This window comes from Methanomassiliicoccaceae archaeon DOK (genome assembly GCA_009911715.1).
Classification (GTDB): domain Archaea; phylum Thermoplasmatota; class Thermoplasmata; order Methanomassiliicoccales; family Methanomethylophilaceae; genus Methanoprimaticola.
In genome coordinates, this window is sequence record CP047880.1 from 1,476,503 (window position 1) to 1,496,270 (window position 19,768).

The window sequence follows — 19,768 nt, forward strand, 5'->3', positions numbered from 1 at the left end:
GCATGGCCGACGAATACGACCCCAACGCAGCCCTCTTCGGAGGGGATGAGCAGGAGATGAGCGAGGAGGAGGCCCATCTCAACCAGCTGTTCGGCAAGAACCCCAACAGGACGTCCGCCATCTTCGACCTGTTCAGCGTCGAGATGATGGAGAGCATCGACGAGGACGCCGACCTCCCGGAGGAGGCCAAGAGGCAGCTCGTCTTCAAGATGACCGCCAACAGCGTCCTGGACATGGTGATGGAGTGCCTCGCCCCAGACACCGCCGAGGAGGTGGCCGCCTGCCTCGACGGCTACATCGGCATGAGCCTCACCAACAAGAAGCACCAGGTGGACATGATGGGCGAGCTCCGCAAGGCCGTGATGAACGTGAAGCAGAACGAAGGGGAGAGCGACGAGGACTTCGAGCGCCGCCTCTCCGACCTCGAGGACGCGTGGTGGAACATCCCTCAGCCGCTGCTCAACGGCAGGACGCCCGACGACGCCATCCGCGAGGAGATGAGAAGGTACGGTCTGGACGAATGAGCGGCACCGAATGGTACAGGGCATCCGCGCCGGGGAAGTTCGTCATCCTCGGCGAGCACGCCGTGGTCTACGGCAAGCCCGCGATAGTCCTCGCGGTGGACCTCAGGATGGAGATCGCGGTGCGCGGGTCCAGGTACAACATGATCAACGGCGAGCGCATCGACTTCCGCAGGCAGCCCCATCTAAGGTACCTCACCAGGAACGCCACTGGCGGGCTGGAGTTCGAGACCTCCAGCCAGATACCTGTGGGCTCCGGGCTGGGGTCGTCGGCGGCGCTGTCGGCGGCGCTGGCGCTGGCCCTCGGCGAGAGGGACGGCAGGCGCATGTCCGAGGCCGAGCTCGTGGAGGAGGCCTATGAGGCGGAGCTGTTCGCCCAGGGGATAGGCAGCCCGATGGACGCGTCGGCCTGCGTGCACGGCGGCGGGATCGCCGTCAACCTCCCCGAGTCGGAGGGCAGGCACCTGTGGACCGTCACCCGCGGCGAGAGGACGTGGAGCGTCTCCGACGTGGACGTGCCCGACATGACCTTCGTCATCGGGAACACCGGCATCAGAGCCCCCACGGGACCCCTGGTGAGCAAGGTGAAGAGGTTCAGGGACAGGAGCAGCTTCGCCAACGACATCATCGACGACATAGAGCAGGCCACCCTCCAGGGCAGCCAGGCCATCGCCCGCGGCGACGTGGAGGAGCTCGGCAGGCTGATGACCGACGACCACAAGCTGCTGTCCATCCTGGGCGTGTCCAGCAGGGAGCTCAACAAGCTGGTGAACGCCTCGATGCCGTACTCCTACGGCGCGAAGCTGACCGGGGCCGGCGGAGGCGGGTGCATGGTCGCCCTCACCGACAGGCCCGAGAAGGTCTGCGAGGCCATCAGGTCCAGGGGAGGAACGCCGTACGTCGTGAAGACCGGCGTCCCCGGGGCGATGATGCTCCCGTGAAACCCTTTCCACATCACACTTCTCAAGGTGGTTCCATGGATCTGAACGACGAGATCGAGAGACTCCGCACCAAATGCATCGGATGCGGGAAATGCAGCAGGGTCTGCCCCTCGCTCAAGCACGGCGGCATCGACCCGATGGAGGTCATGATGGGCGGCGAGGCCGACATGTCCACCTGCATAGGCTGCGGCAACTGCTCCGCTGTGTGCAGGAGGACCGACCCCATGGCGGTCATGCAGGACCTGGTGGCCCTGGAGAGGGACCTCCACGTGTCCCCCGCTTTCAGGGAGACCGGCTACGCCATGAGGCCCGTGGAACAGACCCCTGAGCCCGTCTGGACCGGCGACGAGGTCATGGTCATGCCCGGATGCGTCACCAAGGCGAAGGTCCCCTACGTGATCTACGCCGCATCGGTGGCTTTCGGCGCGATGGGCGTCAGGGCCGGGGAGCTCCCGGGGAACACATGCTGCATGCACCCGACCCAGTTCAGGGAGATGACGGAGATGGAGCGCAGGTCTTACAGGACCGACATGGGCAGGACCGCCGGGGACAGGCCCCTGGTGACCCTCTGCGCCGGATGCAACCAGGAGCTTCAGAGGTCCTCCGTGGAGGCGGAGCACATCATCGCGTTCCTGCACGACCGCATCGGCTCCCTGCCGAGACTCGCGTCCCCGATCAAGGTGGGGATAGAGCCCGGATGCTCGGCGATGGACCTCAGGAACGAGATGAGGGAGGTCGTGGAGGCCATGGGCTGCGAGGTCGTCAACACGACCATGGGATGCTGCGGGAAGAACACCCCCGTGGCCGGCCCCCTCATGGAAGAGAGGGAGGCGGAGTGCGCCGGAGCAGACTGGATAATCGTCGGATGCCCCATGTGCCAGGTCAAGTTCGACTCCCATCCGGACGGGATACCTGCGATGCACATAGCCGAACTCGTCGCAATGGCCGCGGGCGACACGGAGTCGCTCAGGCATCACATCATCAGAAGGGAATGAGAAGGGTAAGGGGTTTCAGAAGGCCTCTCAGTACATCGATGAGAGGATCACTCCGACCAGCAACAGGTTGATCAGGTAACCGACCACCAGTCCTATGATCCCGCCGATGACGGCGCCCTTCACCGTCCCCGTGTCCTTCTTGATGACGATGAAGAGGACGAGGAGGACGATACCTATCAGGACTGCCCACAGCAGCCCCAGGATCAGGGACAGCAGCAGCGTTACCACGAAACCGATGATCATCGACTTCTTCTCGAGTTCCGTTGACGAGGAATCCGTGAAGGTCCATGACGAGCCCTGCTGGCTTCCAGGTCCTGGAGACGTGTAGGCGCTGCCAGACGGACGCTGGTCGAATCCGCACGAAGGGCAGAACGTCGCCCCCGGATCTATCTCTGCACCGCAGTTCTTACAGTACATGCTGATGATATCATCCGGTGACTATATGAAACAGCCAGACCAGACCTGAAGAGGACCTCACCTGTACTTCGGGCCGGGGCTCATCCTGCGGAGATAGTCGTTGAGCGTCGGCGAGGACGCCGCATCCCTTATGCTGAACACGCTGGTCCTGCCGTACAGGAACCTCCTCCTGCGGTTCCTGCAGAAACCCGCCCTGAAGAGCGCCACGTCCGTCTCCGGCACGCTCTCCTGCATCGCGTGCACCATGAGACGGCGCTTGATCCTCCTGTCACCAACCCCCGTCGCCAGGACGGAGCAGGCGTACAGCACGACGCCCAGGGCGAACAGCCCGACGACGACCGGGGCTATGTCGGGGAGATAATGCATGAAACCCTCCAGGTTCCCCCTCATCCACATGGGGATGTATTCGATGAACAGCTTGTCCGGATCCCTCATGGGGAACACGAATATGTCGTTGGAGAACCCGAGGTAGCCCCCGTAGAGGAACATCAGGACGGAGAGCCACTTGGCCTTCCTCAAGGGGTACGCCCTGGAGCGTCTGTGGTCGCTCCTCATCGCCTTGCCCAGGTTGCGGCCGTAGCGGCGCAGGAGCCTGCGCTTGTAGCGGTCCCCCTTGTACGAGGACCTGAGGTCCCTGTATGCGGCCTTTATCTCCGCGTCCGTGGCTGACGAGGCGTCCACGCGCGAGCGGGATGTCACCGGCACACCCTCCGCTCCGGACGGGTGCGCGCCCCTGGTGATGATCTCCCTCGAGGTCCCGGGCAGCCTGATGGCCCTTGCGGACCTGGTTGAACAGTCCTCACGGGTGCGACGCGCCATGCCTCCGGATATGGACGGCATCGTATTTCAGAGGTTAGCAGAGATGCTCCGACCGAACGGGCGACCTTGCGGCGCCCCGATATGCGATCAGAGAAGAAGAATGGGATCGGGAAAGGTGTTTGAGGGGCCGTGGCCCCAGTTGTGAGTCTCAGATGAGGTCCTCGAAGCCCTCGACGACCTTGGGGAACTTCTCCTTGACGACCTTCAGCAGGTTGTAGACGTTGACCTCGCCGATGTCGGAGTCCTTGATCATCTTGATGAGCTCGTCGATGGTCTCGTCGTCCAGGGAGGCAAGCTTCTCCTTGGCCATCCAGTTCCTGAACAGCTTGTCCTCCATCCTGTCGCGCCACATCTTCTCGTAGGGCATCAGGGCCTTCTTGGAGAAGTCCCCGGTCTTGGCGCACTCGGTGAGGACCTTTCCGGCGTACATTCCGGTCCTGCAGGCGTGGCAGATTCCTCCGCCGGTGATGGGGTCGATGATCCTGGCGGCGTCACCGACGAGGACGATGTTGTCGTCGACGGCGCAGTCCAGTCCGGGGCATGTGGAGACGAAGCCTCCCATGATCTCCAGGCACTGGCCCTTGTTCAGGCGGGGGTCCTCGGCGATGAACTTGTCGAGGTAGTACTTGGCGTCGCCGTTGCCCTTGCAGAGCCTTCCCATGACGCCGATACCGACGTTGGCGATGCCGTTGCCCTTGGGGAAGATCCAGATGTATCCTCCGGGGGCGACGGAACCGATCACGAACTCGCAGTAGTCGGGGACGCAGTCGATGTTGCACATCCTGTACTGGATGCAGGAGTCGATGTCGTTCAGCTTGAGGGTGGTGTCGATTCCGGCCCATCTTCCGACCTGGCTCTCGTAGCCGTCGGCGGCGACGACGCACTTGGCGCGGATCTCGATCTCCTCGCCCATGCTCCTGGCCTTGATTCCGACGATCTTGCCGTCCTCGCGGATGATGCCGGTGCACGAGGTCCTCAGCATGATCTGGGCGCCGGCCTCGGCGGCGTCCCTGGCGAGGGCCTTGTCGAAGAGGTGCCTCTCCAGGACGTATCCGACCTCGGACCCGGCCTTGGACTCGTCCAGCTGGAACGTGGTCCCCTGGGGCGACTTGATGATCGCTCCCTTCATGTCCCCGCGGATCCAGGTGGGGTCGGGCTCGATGCCGACCTCCTCCAGCCATTTCTTGGAGACACCCTCGGCGCACCTGAGGGGCGCACCGATCTCGGCCTTCTTCTCGATCAGTATGGTCTTCAGACCGCCCTGGGCGCAGTACCTGGCGGCCATGCTTCCGCCGGGTCCGGCCCCGACGACGACTATGTCGCACTCGTATGTCTTCATGGGTGATCACTCCAGAGAAAGCGCGGCCACGGGACAGAGCTTGACACATATGCCGCATTTGATGCAGTCGTCGTTGAACTCCAGAACGAAGTCGTTCAGGAATATGGCGTTCTTGGGGCAGGAGCCCACGCATCCTCCGCAGTGGAGGCATTTGTTGACATCTACATTCATTCACATCACTCCGGTTTGGTTAAACGGGTTCAGTCGGCCTGCTCGTCCTTGGGGACGATGAGGGCCTCGGCCAGCTCCTTGGCCTCGGCGGCGTGGGTCTTCCTCCACTCGTCCAGCGGGACGGAGAACTTGGCCTCGATCTCCTTCCTGAACTCGGGTCCGGAGTTGTAGGCGCAGAACGGGAAGACGCGGAGGTCGGGCGATATGTAGTGGACGCCGCAGCGCCTGACCCTCTCGATATCGTAGTTGTAGCTGTCCTGGAAGTGCATGCCGGCTACGAGCATCATCTTCCACGAGAAGGCCGCGAGCGTGTCCTTGGACTTGTCGGACATGACGTCCTTGATGAGGTTGACGAACTTCATCTTGGTCAGACCCTCGGGCATCTTGCTCTCGTCGACGCAGCTGTTCAGAAGCTTGACCAGCTTCGCGACGTACATCTTCTTGAACCTGGAGTTCTCGGCCTTGTCGGCGATCTCGTTGAGGCCTGCGGAGAACCTCCCGACGTCGACGAACCTGGGGAAGGGCACGACGTTGCCCTTGTCGTCCTGGAACAGGTAGGTGGCGATTCCGCAGTGGGGGTGGGTTGTGAAGGTGACCTTGGTCTGGCCGAGGATGATGGACGCGAACTTGGAGATGGGCGCGACGACGGGGACGGGGTACCAGTCGTCCTTGGTGGCGTACCCGGTCTGCTCCTCCACGCACCTGACCAGATCGGGGAGCGTGAACCTTCCGGAGGCGACCTCCTCGTTGGTGACCCTGCCGGTGAACGCGATGGGCTGGAAGTTGACTCCCCTGATGACGTCGGAGTTCTCGAAGGCGAACTTGATGATGTCCCCGATTATGTCGTCGTTCATGCCCATTCCCACGACGGGGACGAGCACGATGGACGGGGACTTGAGGCCGTCCTCCTTCAGCTTCCTGCAGTTCTCGATGACGCCCATCTTGATGTGCATCATCTTCCTTCCCCTGGACCTGAGGTAGACGTCGTCCGTGAGTCCGTCGAACTGGAGGTAGATGGTGTTCAGACCCGCCTCCTTGGACGCCTTGAGGAACTCGTAGTCCTTGGCGAACTTGATTCCGTTGGTGGCGACCTGCACCTGGGCGAACCCGAGCTCCTTGGCATCCCTGACGACGTCGACGAACCTGGGGTACACCGTGGGCTCGCCTCCGGCGAACTGGACGGCGGTGCACTTGATGGGCTTCTCGGACCTGAGGGCGACGAGCATGTCGTGGACCTGCTCGTATGAGGGCTCGTACACGTACCCCGCGTCGTTCGCGTTAGCGAAGCAGATGGGGCAGTTCATGTTGCACCTGTTCGTCAGGTCAAGGTTGGCGATCGCGGAACAGGAGAGCATGTCGATCCTCTGTCCGTCGATGACGATGTGAACCGTGTCATCGGGATCGTCGCCGATGGTGCGGTCCATGGCGTTGTGGACCCCGACTCCGTCGTATGCGTACTTCTCAGCCTTGAGATACAGGTCGACATCGGCCCAGTACACATCGGAGAAGTATCCGTGCTCGGGGCATGTCTTCTCCATGTAAACCTTGCCGTCCTTGGCGAAAATGTTCGCCTCGAGGATCTTCCCGCACTCGGGGCAGATGGACTGAGTCTTCTTGGGAAGACCCTTCTTCACTGCATAGTTAGTCGCTGTTATCGTCATGTTACTGAAGATGTCGGATGCTTTGATATTATAAAATAGAAAGGGAGAGAACGAAAGGGTTTCTACGATGTTACAGACCGTCTGGCAACCTGTCGATCGTCGGAAGTCCGCAGCGTTCCCTTTATAAGCCGTCAACGAACGGACGGTTTCGAACCCGAGCATCGGATGCCTGACCGGACAATATGGTCCACACGACCTGTCAAGACACGCTACATGCATGCTTTGGAAGCAGAACCGGGAATCAACGTGACCGCACGGTGTCTCCATTAAGAAGCATAGCGGAGAAGTGAGATGGCCGGCCGGGCACTCGAGACCCGACCGGCAGGAGAACAGTAATGACCGTTACTATCCTCCGGAGGACGTTTAACGTCCGCATCTCGATCACAATCTTCGGGATTGAGATCGAGATCTCCGTCCAGTGATGGACGGACAAACCCTGGCCGCAAGGCCCCGGGCCTGTTCCGATCAGGCTCGGTTCGGGTATGTATGTTGGAACGTCGAGGAAGTATTTAAAGAATCGTTTCGACATTCGATAGCGTTAGTGCAACTTATTGGAACATATTCGGCTGAGCCACAACCAGGGCTCACTGCGTAGACTGCATTGGAACAGACTCGAATGACGCGGAACGGGCGGCCTCCGGGAATCAACGTGACCGCACGGTATCCCCTTTAAGTCGGCCTGCGGCGAGACACCGTCCATGAGCAGGATGGACAGGTTCGGTGGGATGCCGTTCGCGGTCATCGCTGTGGCGCTGCTCCTGGCGTCGACAGCGATGGTCGCGATGGTGCATCAGTACGGGGACACCGAGGACGGAGCGGATGACCTGGAAGACGGTATAGACGCCATGGACATGGCCGTTGCGGATGTCCAGGCGTATGTGAACCGCGGTCTGGGCGAGATCGTGAGGGGTCTGTCGACGGCCTCCGACGGCGTCACCGATGCCGCGGACACGGTGGAGGAGAGGGCGGAGGCGTTCCGCGAGAGGTCGGAGGACTGGCTGGAGTTCCAGTTCCCCGTCAGGAGCGGCGGCGCCGTGGCCGAGCTCGTGTCGTACGAACTGGACCTGACCGCAGAGGCCCTGTCCCTCCAGTCTGATGCGGGCGACGGCGGGTACACGCCCGCTTACCTCAAGGGGACCGGGACGGTCCACGTCACCGTCAGGTCCGACGCGGGACGCGGGGAGGCCGACCTGGACATCTCCACGGACGGCAGCTACGCGCTGCCGCTGTCCGCCGAGAGGCAGTCTCTGTTCGAGAGCATGGCGGGCGACGGCGGGATCTCGGTGTCGCAGATGATGACGTACCAGCTGACCAGTCTGGCTCAGTACAGGGTGATGAACGGATACGGGGCGATGTCCGAGTACGGATCCAAAGGGACCATGTCCATAATCACGGCCGACGACGTCCGCGCGGCGTACCGCAACGCCCTGGAGGCCGCCTCCATGATATGCTTCAGGGACGGGGACGGCTCGCTGTCCGGGTACGACCGGGCAGACCTCTCCGACCTCCTCGCATCCGAGGACGGGAGGATCGTCCTGGACCTGTCCGCCGTGTACTCCCAGGCGCTGATGTCCGTGATCGACGACGTCGCCCTGAGCTGGTTCGACTACGTGATGGGGTTCCAGATCCTCGACGGCCTGGACCAGGCCCTCAACCCCTTCAGGAACGCGGTCATGTCCCTCGCGGCGTTCCTGCTCGGGGAGGAGGAGGTCTACAGCGCCGTTCCGTACATAGAGAAGACGATGGAGCTCGCCGGGATCGACCCAGACAAGTACGGAAGCCCTGGCGCTGGCACATCCACTGTCACCGCCGCCGGGATCATCGTCACGGTGGAGAACCCCACCTCCGACGTGCTCTCGAAGGGGTGGCTGAAGGACTTCAAGAAGAGGTACTCCGGGGACACCAACTTCGTGATGGAGTTCATCCTGGACGTGCTCAGGCACGCCTCCGTCTCGCTGGCGGAGAGCATGGACCTCGGGGTGGTCTCGGTGGATGTGGACCCGTACGACGACACCCCCTTCCTGGACACCCTCGCGCAGCTGTTCGACAGAGCCGTCGCCGACGGCATGTCGGCGGTGGAGGACGCCATATCCGGATCCCTGGGCTCCAGCACCGCGTACGACCCGTTCTACGGGGCCATAGCCGACGAGATCTACGCGCATGCGGACGAGTTCGTCCTGTCCTCCGAGCTGGAATCGAGGCTGGTCTCCGAATGGACCTCCGCCATACCCGAGGGCTCTGAGATCACGCCGCAGACGCTGCTCGATTCCGGGGAGCTGGAGAGGGCACTGCACTCTTACGAGGCCTCGGTCCGCGACGATCTGGCACTGTTCGACGAGCTCCGCAGGGTCGCCGACGGCGAGGGTGTGGTCAAGAGGGTCCTGACGGAGATCTGCGCCTTCGGGCTCGGGGCCATCGGCATAACCGACTGCGTCCCGGAGAGGATGGGGACCATGTGCGACGAGATACTGGCGATCAACGTCATGAACCCGCACGGCGGCGTGACGGACCTCCCGGGGACCACGGACTTCCGCCTAAACGACGGCAGCGGGATGGTGACGTCCGAGACCCTCGACGCCGAGATCGGGAGCGACCTCATCGTCGAGGAGGTCGCCGTGGACAGGGAGAGGTGCGTGCACACCGTCGGGTTCAGGGAGGACTCCAGCGCGGCGTACTCCACCGTCATCGTCGTCGGCATCAGGGACCTCATGGACGTCAGGGTCGTCGGCAGCGGCGCGATGTCCGACGCCATGGGGGCCTCCTCGTCGGTGATGGAGGACACCGTGGCGCTGGACACATCCATCGAGATAACCGTCGCCAGCGGATGGGCCCTGGCGGGCATAGAGTATATCCCGAGCACCACCCTCTACGAGGACCTGTGGAACCTCCTGCTGGAACTGCTGGAGCCCATAATCGAGCCGCTCAGGAAGGTCATGGAGGCCGTCAGGAGCGTCATGACCGCGATCTCCGAGGCGCTCATCGAGGCCCTGACCTTCGTGGCGGAGCAGCTGACCCGCATATACCAGGCTGTGATTGGGCCGCTGAGCGACCTGAAGGGGTGGTTCGAGTCCGCCGCGGAGACCGTGTTCACGGAGGCGGCCCTGGACGTCCTCGTGAGCATAGGGCTGGACGAGCAGACCGTCACGCTGGAGTTCTTCGGATGCACCCTGGAGTTCAGCACCGACGCCGTGACATGGGCGGCCAACACCAAGACCCTTCTCTCCGCCACGCTCACGATGCCCGTGGCCGGAGTGACCGTGTACGCCGGGGTCACCGCCAAGGTCCGCGGGGAGGTGGAGGCCGAGAACCTGATCGTCACCGGGAAGGGCGGCATCGATGGCGACGGCTGGAGCGTGGACGTCACCCTGGACCCGCTGATGCGCGGCGGGAAGTATCTCGTCACGGTGGACGGGGAGGTGGGCGGCACCGACATATCCCTGGTGGCGCCGAAGCTCGAGGACTACCACGAGATGGGCGTTGCTCTGAGCGACGTCCCCGGGATCGGGGAGGTCATAGGCAACATCCCCGTCATGGGCGCCCGCGTCGGTCTGGACGCCGGATTCAGCCTGAAGTACTCCGACCCGATGGACGACGGCCTGATCGTCAACGAGTTCGAGTCCAACCCCGCCGGAGAGGACGACGGCCACGAGTGGGTGGAGCTCCTCAACAACTCCCCCGTGAGCATCGACCTCGACGGGTACACCCTCCTGGCCGCCTCCGACCGCAGGACCAAGGTCATGGAGCTCTCGGGGACCCTGGGGCCCGGGGAGTTCCTGGTGGTATACCCGGAGTTCACCCTGGTGAACTCGTCCGGGAAGTACACGAAGAACGGCGAGGCCGTCGTGCTGAAGGACCCGGACGGCAACGAGATAGACCGCACTCCGACGGAGAAGGACGGCTCCAACGACGGGATGACCTGGCAGAGGTCGTTCGACGGGTCCACCGAGTGGGTGTTCGCCGAGGGCACCCAGGGCAGGACCAACAGCCCGTACCCGGGCAGCAGCCTGGTGTCCGCGGCGGAGCTGAAGGACGCGGTGTGGACCGCGGTGGAGAAGTCCTTCGACAGGGTGGGGACGATAACGGACCTGGAGTCCCTGCAGGAGTTCGTGCAGCACCTGGTGAGGTACACCCTGGAGGAGCTGATAGACGCCGTGGCGGGGAGGATCCTGGAGGCGTCGGTGTTCGTCAGCCTCGACGTGGGCGACATGGCGTCGGTGTCGGAGACGGGCGTGAGGGTCGCGCTCAGGACGGACGGCGACCTGGCGGTGGACGTCCTGAGGTACGTGACGGGGAAGCTGATGGAGCTCGTCCTGGGGGCCGAGAACCCCTACTCCATCGACCCCGTGGGGATGTTCACGGAGAACATCGACCTGGAGGTCACCGTGCACACCGGCGTCGGGTTCCCCGAGGTGCTCTCGGACGGCACCGACCTCCCGGAGATGGACCTCGGGGTCACGTTCAGGACGAACCTCGCCGGGATCACCAGGCTGGCCGGCTCCGACACCGGGAGGCCCGAGGTCGTCATGGGCATAAGGGCGATCGACTGCCCGGAGCTGGCGATACCCTCGCGGCTGTCCCCCAAGGACGGCATGGAGCACGACCTGTGGCTGATGATGCTGACCGTGAGGTTCTCGTGAGCGCTCCGGCGGATGCGCGCGTGCGAACCCTATGATTATAAGGGGGAAAGGGATGGGGCTAGACATGGCCGGAATGGACTTCAAGATCCCCACAGTGCTGACGTCGGAAGAGCTCATGGAGAAGGCTTTCCACAGGGCGTCCAAGATCCGCAAGAACGGCACCAACGCGCTCGACTCCAGGAAGAAGACGGCGCTGGCGAAGGTGACCGCGTCGGGGGACATCGTCGTCACGGCCCTGCAGGGCTACGTTGACAGGTTCCCCCGCCTCGACAAGGAGGACGACTTCTTCCCCGAGCTCGTGGACATCGTCATCGGCATAGACCGCTACAAGAAGGCACTGGGCGCCGTCAACTGGTGCGCCACCAAGGCGGAGAAGCTGAAGAACGACACCCTGAAGGACATCCGCCGCACCAAGGACCCCGAGATAGTCGAGGCCACCAGGAGGAGCTTCTACGGGAGGCTCAACTCCTACGTCGACAGGATATCCGACGACCTGCTCTTCCTGCAGGACGCCAAGAACAAGTTCAGGAAGCTCCCCGCCGTGGACCCGAAGGTCCCGACCATAGTCGTCGCCGGGTTCCCCAACGTCGGCAAGAGCAACCTCGTCAACGTCCTCTCCACCGCGGAGCCCGAGATCGCCCCCTACCCGTTCACCACCAAGGGGGTCATCGTCGGCCACATAGAGGACGACTGGCGCAAGTACCAGATCATAGACACCCCCGGTCTGCTGGACAGGCAGTTCGACGAGAGGAACGACATCGAGAAGCAGGCGGTCCTGGCCCTCAGGTACCTGACCGACGTGATGCTGTTCGTCATAGACCCGTCCGAGACCTGCGGATTCCCCCTGGAGATGCAGGAGAGGCTGCTGGAGACCGTGGAGAAGGGATTCCCCGGCGTCCCCATCATCATAGCCGAGAGCAAGTGCGACGTCCTGAAGACCGACGACGGCAGGCTCTGCTTCTCCGCCCAGACCGGGGAGAACATGGACGTCCTCACAGAGACGATCATGAGGGAGCTCAGGGCGGTTTTCAAGCGCAAGGCCGCAGAGGCGGAGCCTGAGGGAGAATGACCGAGGGTCCAGCGACCAGTCCCGAGATGGCGAGGTACTTCGCCGAGCTCGCGGCCAAGAAGGACGAGTGCTACGCCATCGCCGAGAAGGCGAGGGGCATGGGGTACGACCCCGAGACGTTCGTGGAGATCCCCCAGGCCGAGGACCTGGCGTCCCGTGTGGAGAAGCTCCTGTCGGACTACCACGTGGAGGGCGTGGCGGAGGACATCCGCAGGCTCACCGCGGAGTACGGGAACCGCGAGCTGGTCGCCCTGATGGTGGCCAAGGAGATGGCCAAGAGGCCCGCCGAGAGCACCGAGAAGGCCCTGGACAGGGCCGTCAGGGTGGGACTCGCCGTCCTCACCGAGGGCATCCTCGTCGCCCCGCTCGAGGGGATCGCCGACACCCGCATCAGGAAGAACGGGGACGGGTCGAACTACGTCGACCTCGTGTTCGCCGGGCCCATCAGGGCCGCCGGAGGAACCGGCCAGGCCATGAGCGTCCTCATCGCGGACGTGGTCAGGACGGAGCTGGGCATCGGGAAATACCAGCCCACCGAAGGTGAGATCGCCAGGTTCGACGAGGAGATCCCCCTGTACAAGCAGTGTCAGCACCTCCAGTACACGCCCACCTCCGAGGAGATCGACCTCATCGTGAGGAACTGCCCCGTCTGCGTCGACGGCGAGGGCACCGAGCAGATGGAGATCTCCGGATTCAGGGACCTGCCCCGCATAGACACGAACAGGGTCAGGGGAGGAGCGTGCCTGGTCATAGCGGAGGGTATGTGTCAGAAGGCGTCCAAGCTGAAGAAGCACGTGGACAAGCTCGGCCTGGAGGGCTGGGAGTTCATCGGGAAGTACCTGGACGCCCACAAGGCGCCTCCGAAGGAGGAGAAGCCGGGCGAGGTCAAGAAGCCCACCGTGGAGCCCAAGGAGAAGTACCTCATGGACATCGTCGCGGGACGCCCCATCTTCGGGCACCCCTGCGCGGTCGGGGGATTCAGGCTCAGGTACGGCAGGGCGAGGACGTCCGGACTCGCGGCCCTGGCCTTCAACACGGGCAGCATGTACGCCATGGACGAGTTCATGGCCCTCGGGACCCAGGTGAAGATCGAGAGGCCCGGCAAGGCCTGCGTCGTCACCCCCTGCGACCAGCTGGAGGGGCCCACCCTGCTGCTGAAGAACGGAGACCTGGTCTACTGCCACACCAGGGACGAGGTCCTGGCCGTGAGGAACCAGATCTCCGAGATAACCGACAACGGGGAGATCCTCGTGCCGTTCGGAGAGTTCTGCGAAAACAACCACACGCTGGTGCCCTGCGGGTACCCCGTGGAGTGGCACAGGCTGGAGATCCTCGAGAAGGGGGAGCTCCCCGAGGACTGGAGGGACCCGACATACGACCGCGCCAAGGAGATGAGCGCGCAGCTCGGCGTCCCGCTGCACCCCAAGTTCAACCTGTTCTGGTCGGACTGGCCGCTGGACAGGATTAAGGCCCTGAGGGAGCACGTGCTCTCCACGGGAAGGTACGACGGCGTCAACCTCTCCGTCGAGAGGGAGCCGGTGTCGAAGCGCATGCTGGAGGACCTCGGAGCCCTCCACAGGGTGGTCGACGGCAGGGTCGTCATCGACGAGAGATACTCCAGACCCATGCTGGACTGCCTGGGCGTCAGGATCGCGGACGGCGTCCTGGTCGCCGGGCCGGAGCTGGAGGGCGGGAGCACCCTGGAGGCCATCAGCAGGGCGGCGGGCTACGAGGTCCGCGCCAGGGCCATGACCCGCATCGGGACCAGGATGGCCCGTCCGGAGAAGGCGAAGGAGCGCGAGATGACCCCCAAGGTCCACGCGCTGTTCCCCATCGGCAAGGACGCCGACGCCAAGAACGAGCTCATAGCCGCAATAGCGGTCTGCAGGAACAACGCATCCAAGAGCAGGAACGGGAAGAACGAGGTCGTCGTGGAGGTGGGAAACAGGTTCTGCCCCGTCTGCAAGACCTACACCTACCGCAACTGGTGCAGGGACTGCGGGTCGCACACGGCGTACACCCCCAGGCAGAACAGCTTCGGGAACATGGGCCCCGTGGACATCGGAATCAACCTCGAGGAGGAGTTCAAGGCGGCCTGCGACGGTCTGCACGAGAAGCCCCCATCGGACCTGAAATGCCTGGAGACGCTCGCGTCGAAGACGAAGACCTGCGAGGCCATGGAGAAGGGCATACTCAGGCAGAAGAACGGTGTCAGCACGTTCAAGGACGGGACGATCAGGTTCGACATGACCGACATCCCCCTCACCCATTTCAAGCCCAGGGAGATCGGCCTCAGCATCGAAAAGGCCCACGAGCTGGGATACACCCACGACTGGAACGGCGACCCGCTCACCGATCCCGAGCAGATATGCGAGCTCAAGGTCCAGGACATCATCCCCGCCAAGGACTGCGGGACGTACCTCGTGAACGTCGCCAAGTTCATCGACGACGAGCTGGAGGAGTTCTACCACCTGCCCAGGTACTACAACGTGCAGAACAGGAACGACCTCATCGGGCACATCACGTTCGGACTCGCGCCCCACACCTCCGGAGGCATCCTCTGCAGGATCATCGGCTACGCCGACCTCCGCGGATGCTACGGCCACCCGTTCTTCCACGCGGCCAAGAGGAGGAACTGCGACGGCGACGAGGACTGCGTCATCCTGGCCATGGACGGCCTGCTGAACTTCTCCAGGACCTTCCTCCCCGACAGGAGGGGAGGCCTCATGGACGCGCCCCTGGTTCTCACCACCAGGTTGGATCCCAACGAGATCGACAAGGAGGCCCACAACGTGGACTGCCGCAGGGAGTACCCGATCGAGCTCTACAGGGCCGCCATGGAGATGAAGGACCCCAAGGAGATCGAGAAGCAGATGGACCTCATCGCGGGGAGGATCGGGACCCCGGACCAGTACGAGCACCTCGGGTTCACCCACGACACCCACGACATCTCGGACGGGCCGAAGTACTCCGCCTACACCACCCTGGAGACCATGATGGACAAGATGGACGCCCAGCTCATGCTCGGGAAGAAGATCCGCGCAGTGGACGAGCAGGACGTCGCCAGACGCGTTCTGAACAAGCACTTCCTGCCCGACATGATCGGGAACCTGAGGTCTTTCTCGACCCAGACCGTCAGATGCACCAAGTGCGGGGAGAAGTACCGCAGGATGCCCCTCGCCGGAAAGTGCACCAAGTGCGGCAACGCGCTCACGCTGACCGTCCACGAGGCGAGCGTCAAGAAGTACCTGGAGATCTCCAAGGTCATCGGCGAGAAGTACGGTCTCGACACCTACACCAGGGAGAGGATCGAGATCCTCGAGATGAGCATGGACTCCGTCTTCAACAACGACAAGGTCAAGAAGTGCAAACTGTCCGACTTCTTCTGAGCCCTCAGGACTGCTGTCCCGACTTCATGCCGGGCGCGAGGTACATCGCCACGAAGGAGTCCAGCTGCATGTCGCGAGCCTTGACGGCCACCTTGGAGCCGAGCCACCCGGTGGCAATGAGCTGGGCGTTCATGTTGGACGCCCCCATGATTACGTCCGAGAACCTGGATGTGGACCTGTCCGCCCAGTAGTCGGACAGGGTCTCGAGCGTTGCCGGGTCGGTCTTCTCGACGGCGTTGTCGATCTTCCCTCCGAGGATCTGGAAGAACTGGGTGTAGTTCTGCAGGAACGCCTTGGGATCGTGTTTGGACTGCGCGGGCTCCAGTGATTCCACCCTCCCGGAAGCGTCGGTGAACACGCGGACGGCCTCTGCGCATATCGCCGAGAGGTCGTTCAGGTCGGTGTAGACCGAGAAGGACTCTATCGCCAGGAACATGTACTCATTCATGGTGTTCATCAGCTCCCTCTGGGTGCCGAGCTGCTGGGACCTGTCCCTTAGCCCTGCCATGAGATCGGTGATGAGGTCGTAGTCGTCTATGAGGATGGCCAGGTCCGCTATCCCTGCACGACTGTGGGTGGATGTGTCCGCCGAGGACCTGACGATCTCGTCGACGCATCCGTCCAGCATCCTGCCGTAGACCTCTGCGGACGGCGCGAGCCCCGCCTTGACGGCCTGAGTCCATGCGGCGACGGCTCCTGCGAAGTCACCCGCCTGGATCTTGGCGAAACCCTGCTCCATGGACGCTTCCGCATCGACGGCGCCGTGCACGGGCGCTCCCGGCATCGACGTCGTGGCCGTCGTCGGGGCCGCCGGCTCCGATTCGAAGTATGCCCCGCATTTCATGCAGAAGCTGGAGTCGTCAGGGGAGGCGTAACCGCATTTGGAACAGGTCTTCATGGGGCGGGCATGAGGCTCTCGGTATAAGCAGATGACCCTCGGAAACGCGAGGAACGCGAACGGTCATCTCTTGGGGCCTGCCAGGTACATCTTGGAGTACGCCGCGAGCTGGGAGTTGCTGGACCTGCCGAGGACCTTCCCGGACAGCTTGCCGGCCATCGTGGAGTGCGTGGCCAGGAAGAACGCGTTGTTCAGAGGCGACAGGTACGTCAGCCCGGGTGCGGAGGCCCAGGCGTCCGCCAGCTCCTCCACCCGACCGGGTGCGGTGGAGTTCACCATGTCCTCCACTGTGTCCAGGACCTTGCCCGTGAAAACGCTGTAGCAGGAGAGCCAATCCAGGGGACCGGGCCTGCTGTCCGGGAACGCGTTGGACAGGTGAATCGCCTTCTCCACCATCTCGCCCACGGCGTCCTCCGCGTCGGCGCAGATCTCGTTAACGTCGCGCAGGTCCGTGTAGAGGGCGAAGGTGTCCATGAACAGGTACATGTACGGGTTCGCCAGGCCCAGGACCCCGTTCTGGATCGTGCACACGTCGAGACTGTTCGCCAGCCTGGACATTATGTCTGTCAGCGGCTCCCTGTCCGGCATGGTCATGGCGAAGCTGATCATCCCCGCGTCACGGTACGTGGTGGGGTCGACCGCGATGCCGAGGAGGCACCTCGTGGTGGCGTCGACCACCCTGCCGTAGGCGGAGTCGTCCAGCTGGATCCCCGGGATCGCATCCCTCCAGCATGCTATGCCCTCCACGAACCTGCCGGAGTCCATCAGCATCTCGCCACGGAGCATCGGGTCGTCGGGCAGCGACGACGAGGCGGGCTGCGCGGGTGCGGAGCCCTGTCTGACCATGAAATACGAACCGCAGTGCGTGCAGAAGTCAAGCGAGTCGTCCTCGGTCACCTTGCCGCAGGAAGGGCATCTCCTCATGTGCGACACTATGCGAAGGGGGATGATAATTGTTGGCTCGAAAGGGGTTGTATCGGCCCCTCCCGGAGAAGGGGAGGGGCCTTCAGTGGTTTCAGTTGGACTCGAGCTCCTCGAGCTGGATCTTGAAGTCCTTGGCCTCGTCGGCCAGGACCTCGAGGGCCTTGTCGAGGGTCTGCTGGGCCGTCAGGGACCCGTCCGTCTCGAACTTGAACAGGAAGTTCCTGTCGTCGGCGGTGATCCTGACGCCGCCCCTCTCGCCGAGGGACTGCTCGCAGGTCCTGCAGAGGCTGCAGTCCAGCGGGTTCTTGGCCACGAGCTTCCCGTCCTCCACGGAGAACACCTTCCTGGGGCAGATCTCCGCGCAGTTCACGACGTCCTCGTCGCCCGCCCTGGCGGGGTCGACCTCGACGCCGGGCATGTACTTGTACCCGACACCGTTGGCGACCTGCCACTTGACGTGCTTCCTGGCGGTGCCCATGACCGCTGTCGCGTAGATGAGCACGGCCTGTCCGTCGGTGAGCTCAACGATGGGTATGAACTCGTCCTTGACCCTGAGGTCGGGGTTGCCCAGAGGCTCGAGGTCTCCGGAGTACACAGTGCACGGCCCGATCTTGTTCAGGCTGTACATTATGGTGCAGTTGGGGCAGCCCTCCCCGCCGCAGGTGCATTCGCTCTGCGGGACGAAGAGGTCCAGATCGGTGGGCACAGGGACCATTCCCAGCCTGTGGGCGATGATCTCGTCGAACAAGGGCGTGACGCTCTCGTACTCCTTGTCATCGTACATGATCGGTCCGAGGTGGAACTCGACCTTGTCGATGGCCATCTTGGGGATGTCGGAGAGGAGTGTCCTCCTGAGGGCGTTAGCCATGGCCGGGGAGGAGTTCTTCAGGATGAACTTGGCCTTCCTCTCGGCCATTTCGAGAATCTCTATGTCCATAGGAGATCCCCCTCAGACCCTGCGTCCCCTGCGTCCGCCCTTCTTCTTGGTACCGTCGTGCGGTATGGGTGTGACATCCTCGATTCTGCCGATCTTCAGGCCGGCCCTGGTGAGGGCACGGATCGCGGCCTGGGCTCCGGGACCGGGGGAGACGGATTTGTTGCCTCCGGGGGCCCTGACCCTGACGTGGATACCGACGAACTCCTTCTCCTTGGCGACCTCGGCGACCTTCTCGGCTGCCTTCTGGGCCGCGTAGGGCGAGGACTCGTCCTTGGCCTGCTTGACGACCATTCCACCGGTGGCCTTGGTGATGGTCTCGGCTCCGGTGATGTCGGTCAGCGTGATCATGATGTTGTTGTAGCTGGCGTAGATGTTGGCAATTCCCCATTTCGCTGTCATCAGTGAACACCGTCCTCTGCTGTGATTCCCGCCTCCTCGGCGTCTGCCTTCGCGGCCGCGGCGTCGGCTGCGGCCTGGTCCGCCTCCGCCTTGGCCCTGACCGCTGCGTTGGCGGCGGCCTGCTCGGCGGAGATCCTCATGGGGTGCATCTCGTCGGTGAAGGGGGATGCGGGGTTGAACTCGATCGAGGACTCCTCGGCCCTGGTGACCAGGTATCCGGGGACGGTCACCCTGTGGCCGTTCATGAAGATGTGGCCGTGGGTGATCATCTGCCTGGCCTGCTTGATGGTGCTGGCCAGTCCCTTCTCGTAGACGATGGTCTGCAGGCGCCTGGACAGGACGTCCTCGTCCTTCAGCGCCAGGATGTCGTTCAGGTTGGATCCGACGGGCAGGTATCCCAGACGGCCGCACTTGGCCAGCAGGGCGTCTGCCTCGATCTTGGCCTGCTCGTCGCCGGTCCTCAGGCGTGCCTGGAGGTCCCTGGACTGCTTCCTCAGGTTCCTGAGGATGGTCTCGGCCTTCCAGACCTCGGTCTTGTTCTTGAGACCGAAGGCGCGAACGACCTCGACCTCGGCTTTGATCCTCTCGCCCTGCCAGGGGTGGGAGGGCGTGTCGTATGTCTTCCTTGAAAACTTAGGGTCTCCCATTCAA

16 protein-coding genes are annotated in these 19,768 nt (G+C 63.3%); 6 read left to right on the forward strand and 10 right to left on the reverse strand.

Annotated elements, in window-relative coordinates:
- The first annotated feature begins 2 nt into the window (after nucleotides 1-2).
- Genes JS82_07380 through JS82_07390 form a run of 3 tightly spaced genes read left to right on the forward strand, consistent with a single transcriptional unit; the run spans nucleotide 3 to nucleotide 2,457 of the window.
- On the forward strand, nucleotides 3-524 hold the full coding sequence (locus tag JS82_07380) for a hypothetical protein (GenBank protein QHK17939.1): 522 nt from the start codon (nucleotides 3-5) through the stop codon (nucleotides 522-524).
- Nucleotides 521-1,462, forward strand: a complete 942-nt coding sequence (mvk, locus tag JS82_07385) for a mevalonate kinase (protein ID QHK17940.1) — start codon at nucleotides 521-523, stop codon at nucleotides 1,460-1,462. Before JS82_07380 ends, mvk begins: the two co-directional genes overlap by 4 nt.
- A 35-nt stretch (nucleotides 1,463-1,497) precedes the next feature.
- Nucleotides 1,498-2,457, forward strand: a complete 960-nt coding sequence (locus JS82_07390) for a 4Fe-4S dicluster domain-containing protein (GenBank protein QHK17941.1) — start codon at nucleotides 1,498-1,500, stop codon at nucleotides 2,455-2,457.
- A gap of 27 nt (nucleotides 2,458-2,484) precedes the next feature.
- On the opposite strand, the gene JS82_07395 is transcribed toward JS82_07390, so the two are convergent.
- The 5 genes from JS82_07395 to JS82_07415 all read right to left on the reverse strand — a co-directional run bounded on the left by JS82_07395 (nucleotide 2,485) and on the right by JS82_07415 (nucleotide 6,864).
- Nucleotides 2,485-2,874, reverse strand: a complete 390-nt coding sequence (locus JS82_07395) for a zinc-ribbon domain-containing protein (protein ID QHK17942.1) — start codon at nucleotides 2,872-2,874, stop codon at nucleotides 2,485-2,487.
- A gap of 57 nt (nucleotides 2,875-2,931) precedes the next feature.
- A complete protein-coding gene (locus JS82_07400; GenBank protein QHK17943.1) occupies nucleotides 2,932-3,693 on the reverse strand; it encodes a hypothetical protein in 762 nt (253 codons plus the stop codon).
- Between the two features lie 148 nt (nucleotides 3,694-3,841).
- A complete protein-coding gene (locus JS82_07405) occupies nucleotides 3,842-5,032 on the reverse strand; it encodes a geranylgeranyl reductase family protein (GenBank protein ID QHK17944.1) in 1,191 nt (396 codons plus the stop codon).
- Nucleotides 5,033-5,038: 6 nt separating this feature from the next.
- Nucleotides 5,039-5,203, reverse strand: coding sequence for a 4Fe-4S dicluster domain-containing protein (locus tag JS82_07410; GenBank protein QHK17945.1), 165 nt, complete (start codon nucleotides 5,201-5,203; stop codon nucleotides 5,039-5,041).
- Between the two features lie 29 nt (nucleotides 5,204-5,232).
- Nucleotides 5,233-6,864: a radical SAM protein gene (locus JS82_07415; protein QHK17946.1), complete on the reverse strand. Its 1,632-nt coding sequence runs from the start codon at nucleotides 6,862-6,864 to the stop codon at nucleotides 5,233-5,235.
- Nucleotides 6,865-7,562: 698 nt separating this feature from the next.
- Between JS82_07415 and JS82_07420 the strand changes: the two genes are divergently transcribed.
- The 3 genes from JS82_07420 (at nucleotide 7,563) to JS82_07430 (ending at nucleotide 15,959) form a co-directional block, all read left to right on the forward strand.
- Complete coding sequence (locus JS82_07420) at nucleotides 7,563-11,501, forward strand: hypothetical protein (GenBank protein QHK17947.1); 3,939 nt, start codon at nucleotides 7,563-7,565, stop codon at nucleotides 11,499-11,501.
- A 73-nt stretch (nucleotides 11,502-11,574) separates the two neighbouring features.
- Nucleotides 11,575-12,570, forward strand: coding sequence for a GTP-binding protein (locus JS82_07425; GenBank protein ID QHK18430.1), 996 nt, complete (start codon nucleotides 11,575-11,577; stop codon nucleotides 12,568-12,570).
- Nucleotides 12,567-15,959: a DNA polymerase II large subunit gene (locus JS82_07430; protein QHK17948.1), complete on the forward strand. Its 3,393-nt coding sequence runs from the start codon at nucleotides 12,567-12,569 to the stop codon at nucleotides 15,957-15,959. The genes JS82_07425 and JS82_07430 overlap by 4 nt, the downstream gene beginning before the upstream one ends.
- Nucleotides 15,960-15,963: 4 nt before the next feature.
- Here JS82_07430 and JS82_07435 read toward each other — a convergent pair whose 3' ends face one another.
- From JS82_07435 to JS82_07455, 5 genes are all read right to left on the reverse strand, one after another.
- Nucleotides 15,964-16,857, reverse strand: a complete 894-nt coding sequence (locus tag JS82_07435; protein QHK17949.1) for a hypothetical protein — start codon at nucleotides 16,855-16,857, stop codon at nucleotides 15,964-15,966.
- A 63-nt stretch (nucleotides 16,858-16,920) separates the two neighbouring features.
- Nucleotides 16,921-17,781 carry a hypothetical protein gene (locus JS82_07440; GenBank protein ID QHK17950.1) on the reverse strand — a complete coding sequence of 287 codons (861 nt, stop codon included), beginning with the start codon at nucleotides 17,779-17,781 and terminating at the stop codon, nucleotides 16,921-16,923.
- Nucleotides 17,782-17,872: 91 nt separating this feature from the next.
- On the reverse strand, nucleotides 17,873-18,718 hold the full coding sequence (locus JS82_07445) for a DNA-directed RNA polymerase subunit D (protein QHK17951.1): 846 nt from the start codon (nucleotides 18,716-18,718) through the stop codon (nucleotides 17,873-17,875).
- A gap of 12 nt (nucleotides 18,719-18,730) precedes the next feature.
- Nucleotides 18,731-19,117, reverse strand: a complete 387-nt coding sequence (locus JS82_07450) for a 30S ribosomal protein S11 (GenBank protein ID QHK17952.1) — start codon at nucleotides 19,115-19,117, stop codon at nucleotides 18,731-18,733.
- A complete protein-coding gene (locus JS82_07455) occupies nucleotides 19,117-19,764 on the reverse strand; it encodes a 30S ribosomal protein S4 (protein QHK17953.1) in 648 nt (215 codons plus the stop codon). Before JS82_07455 ends, JS82_07450 begins: the two co-directional genes overlap by 1 nt.
- Between the last annotated feature and the right edge of the window lie 4 nt (nucleotides 19,765-19,768).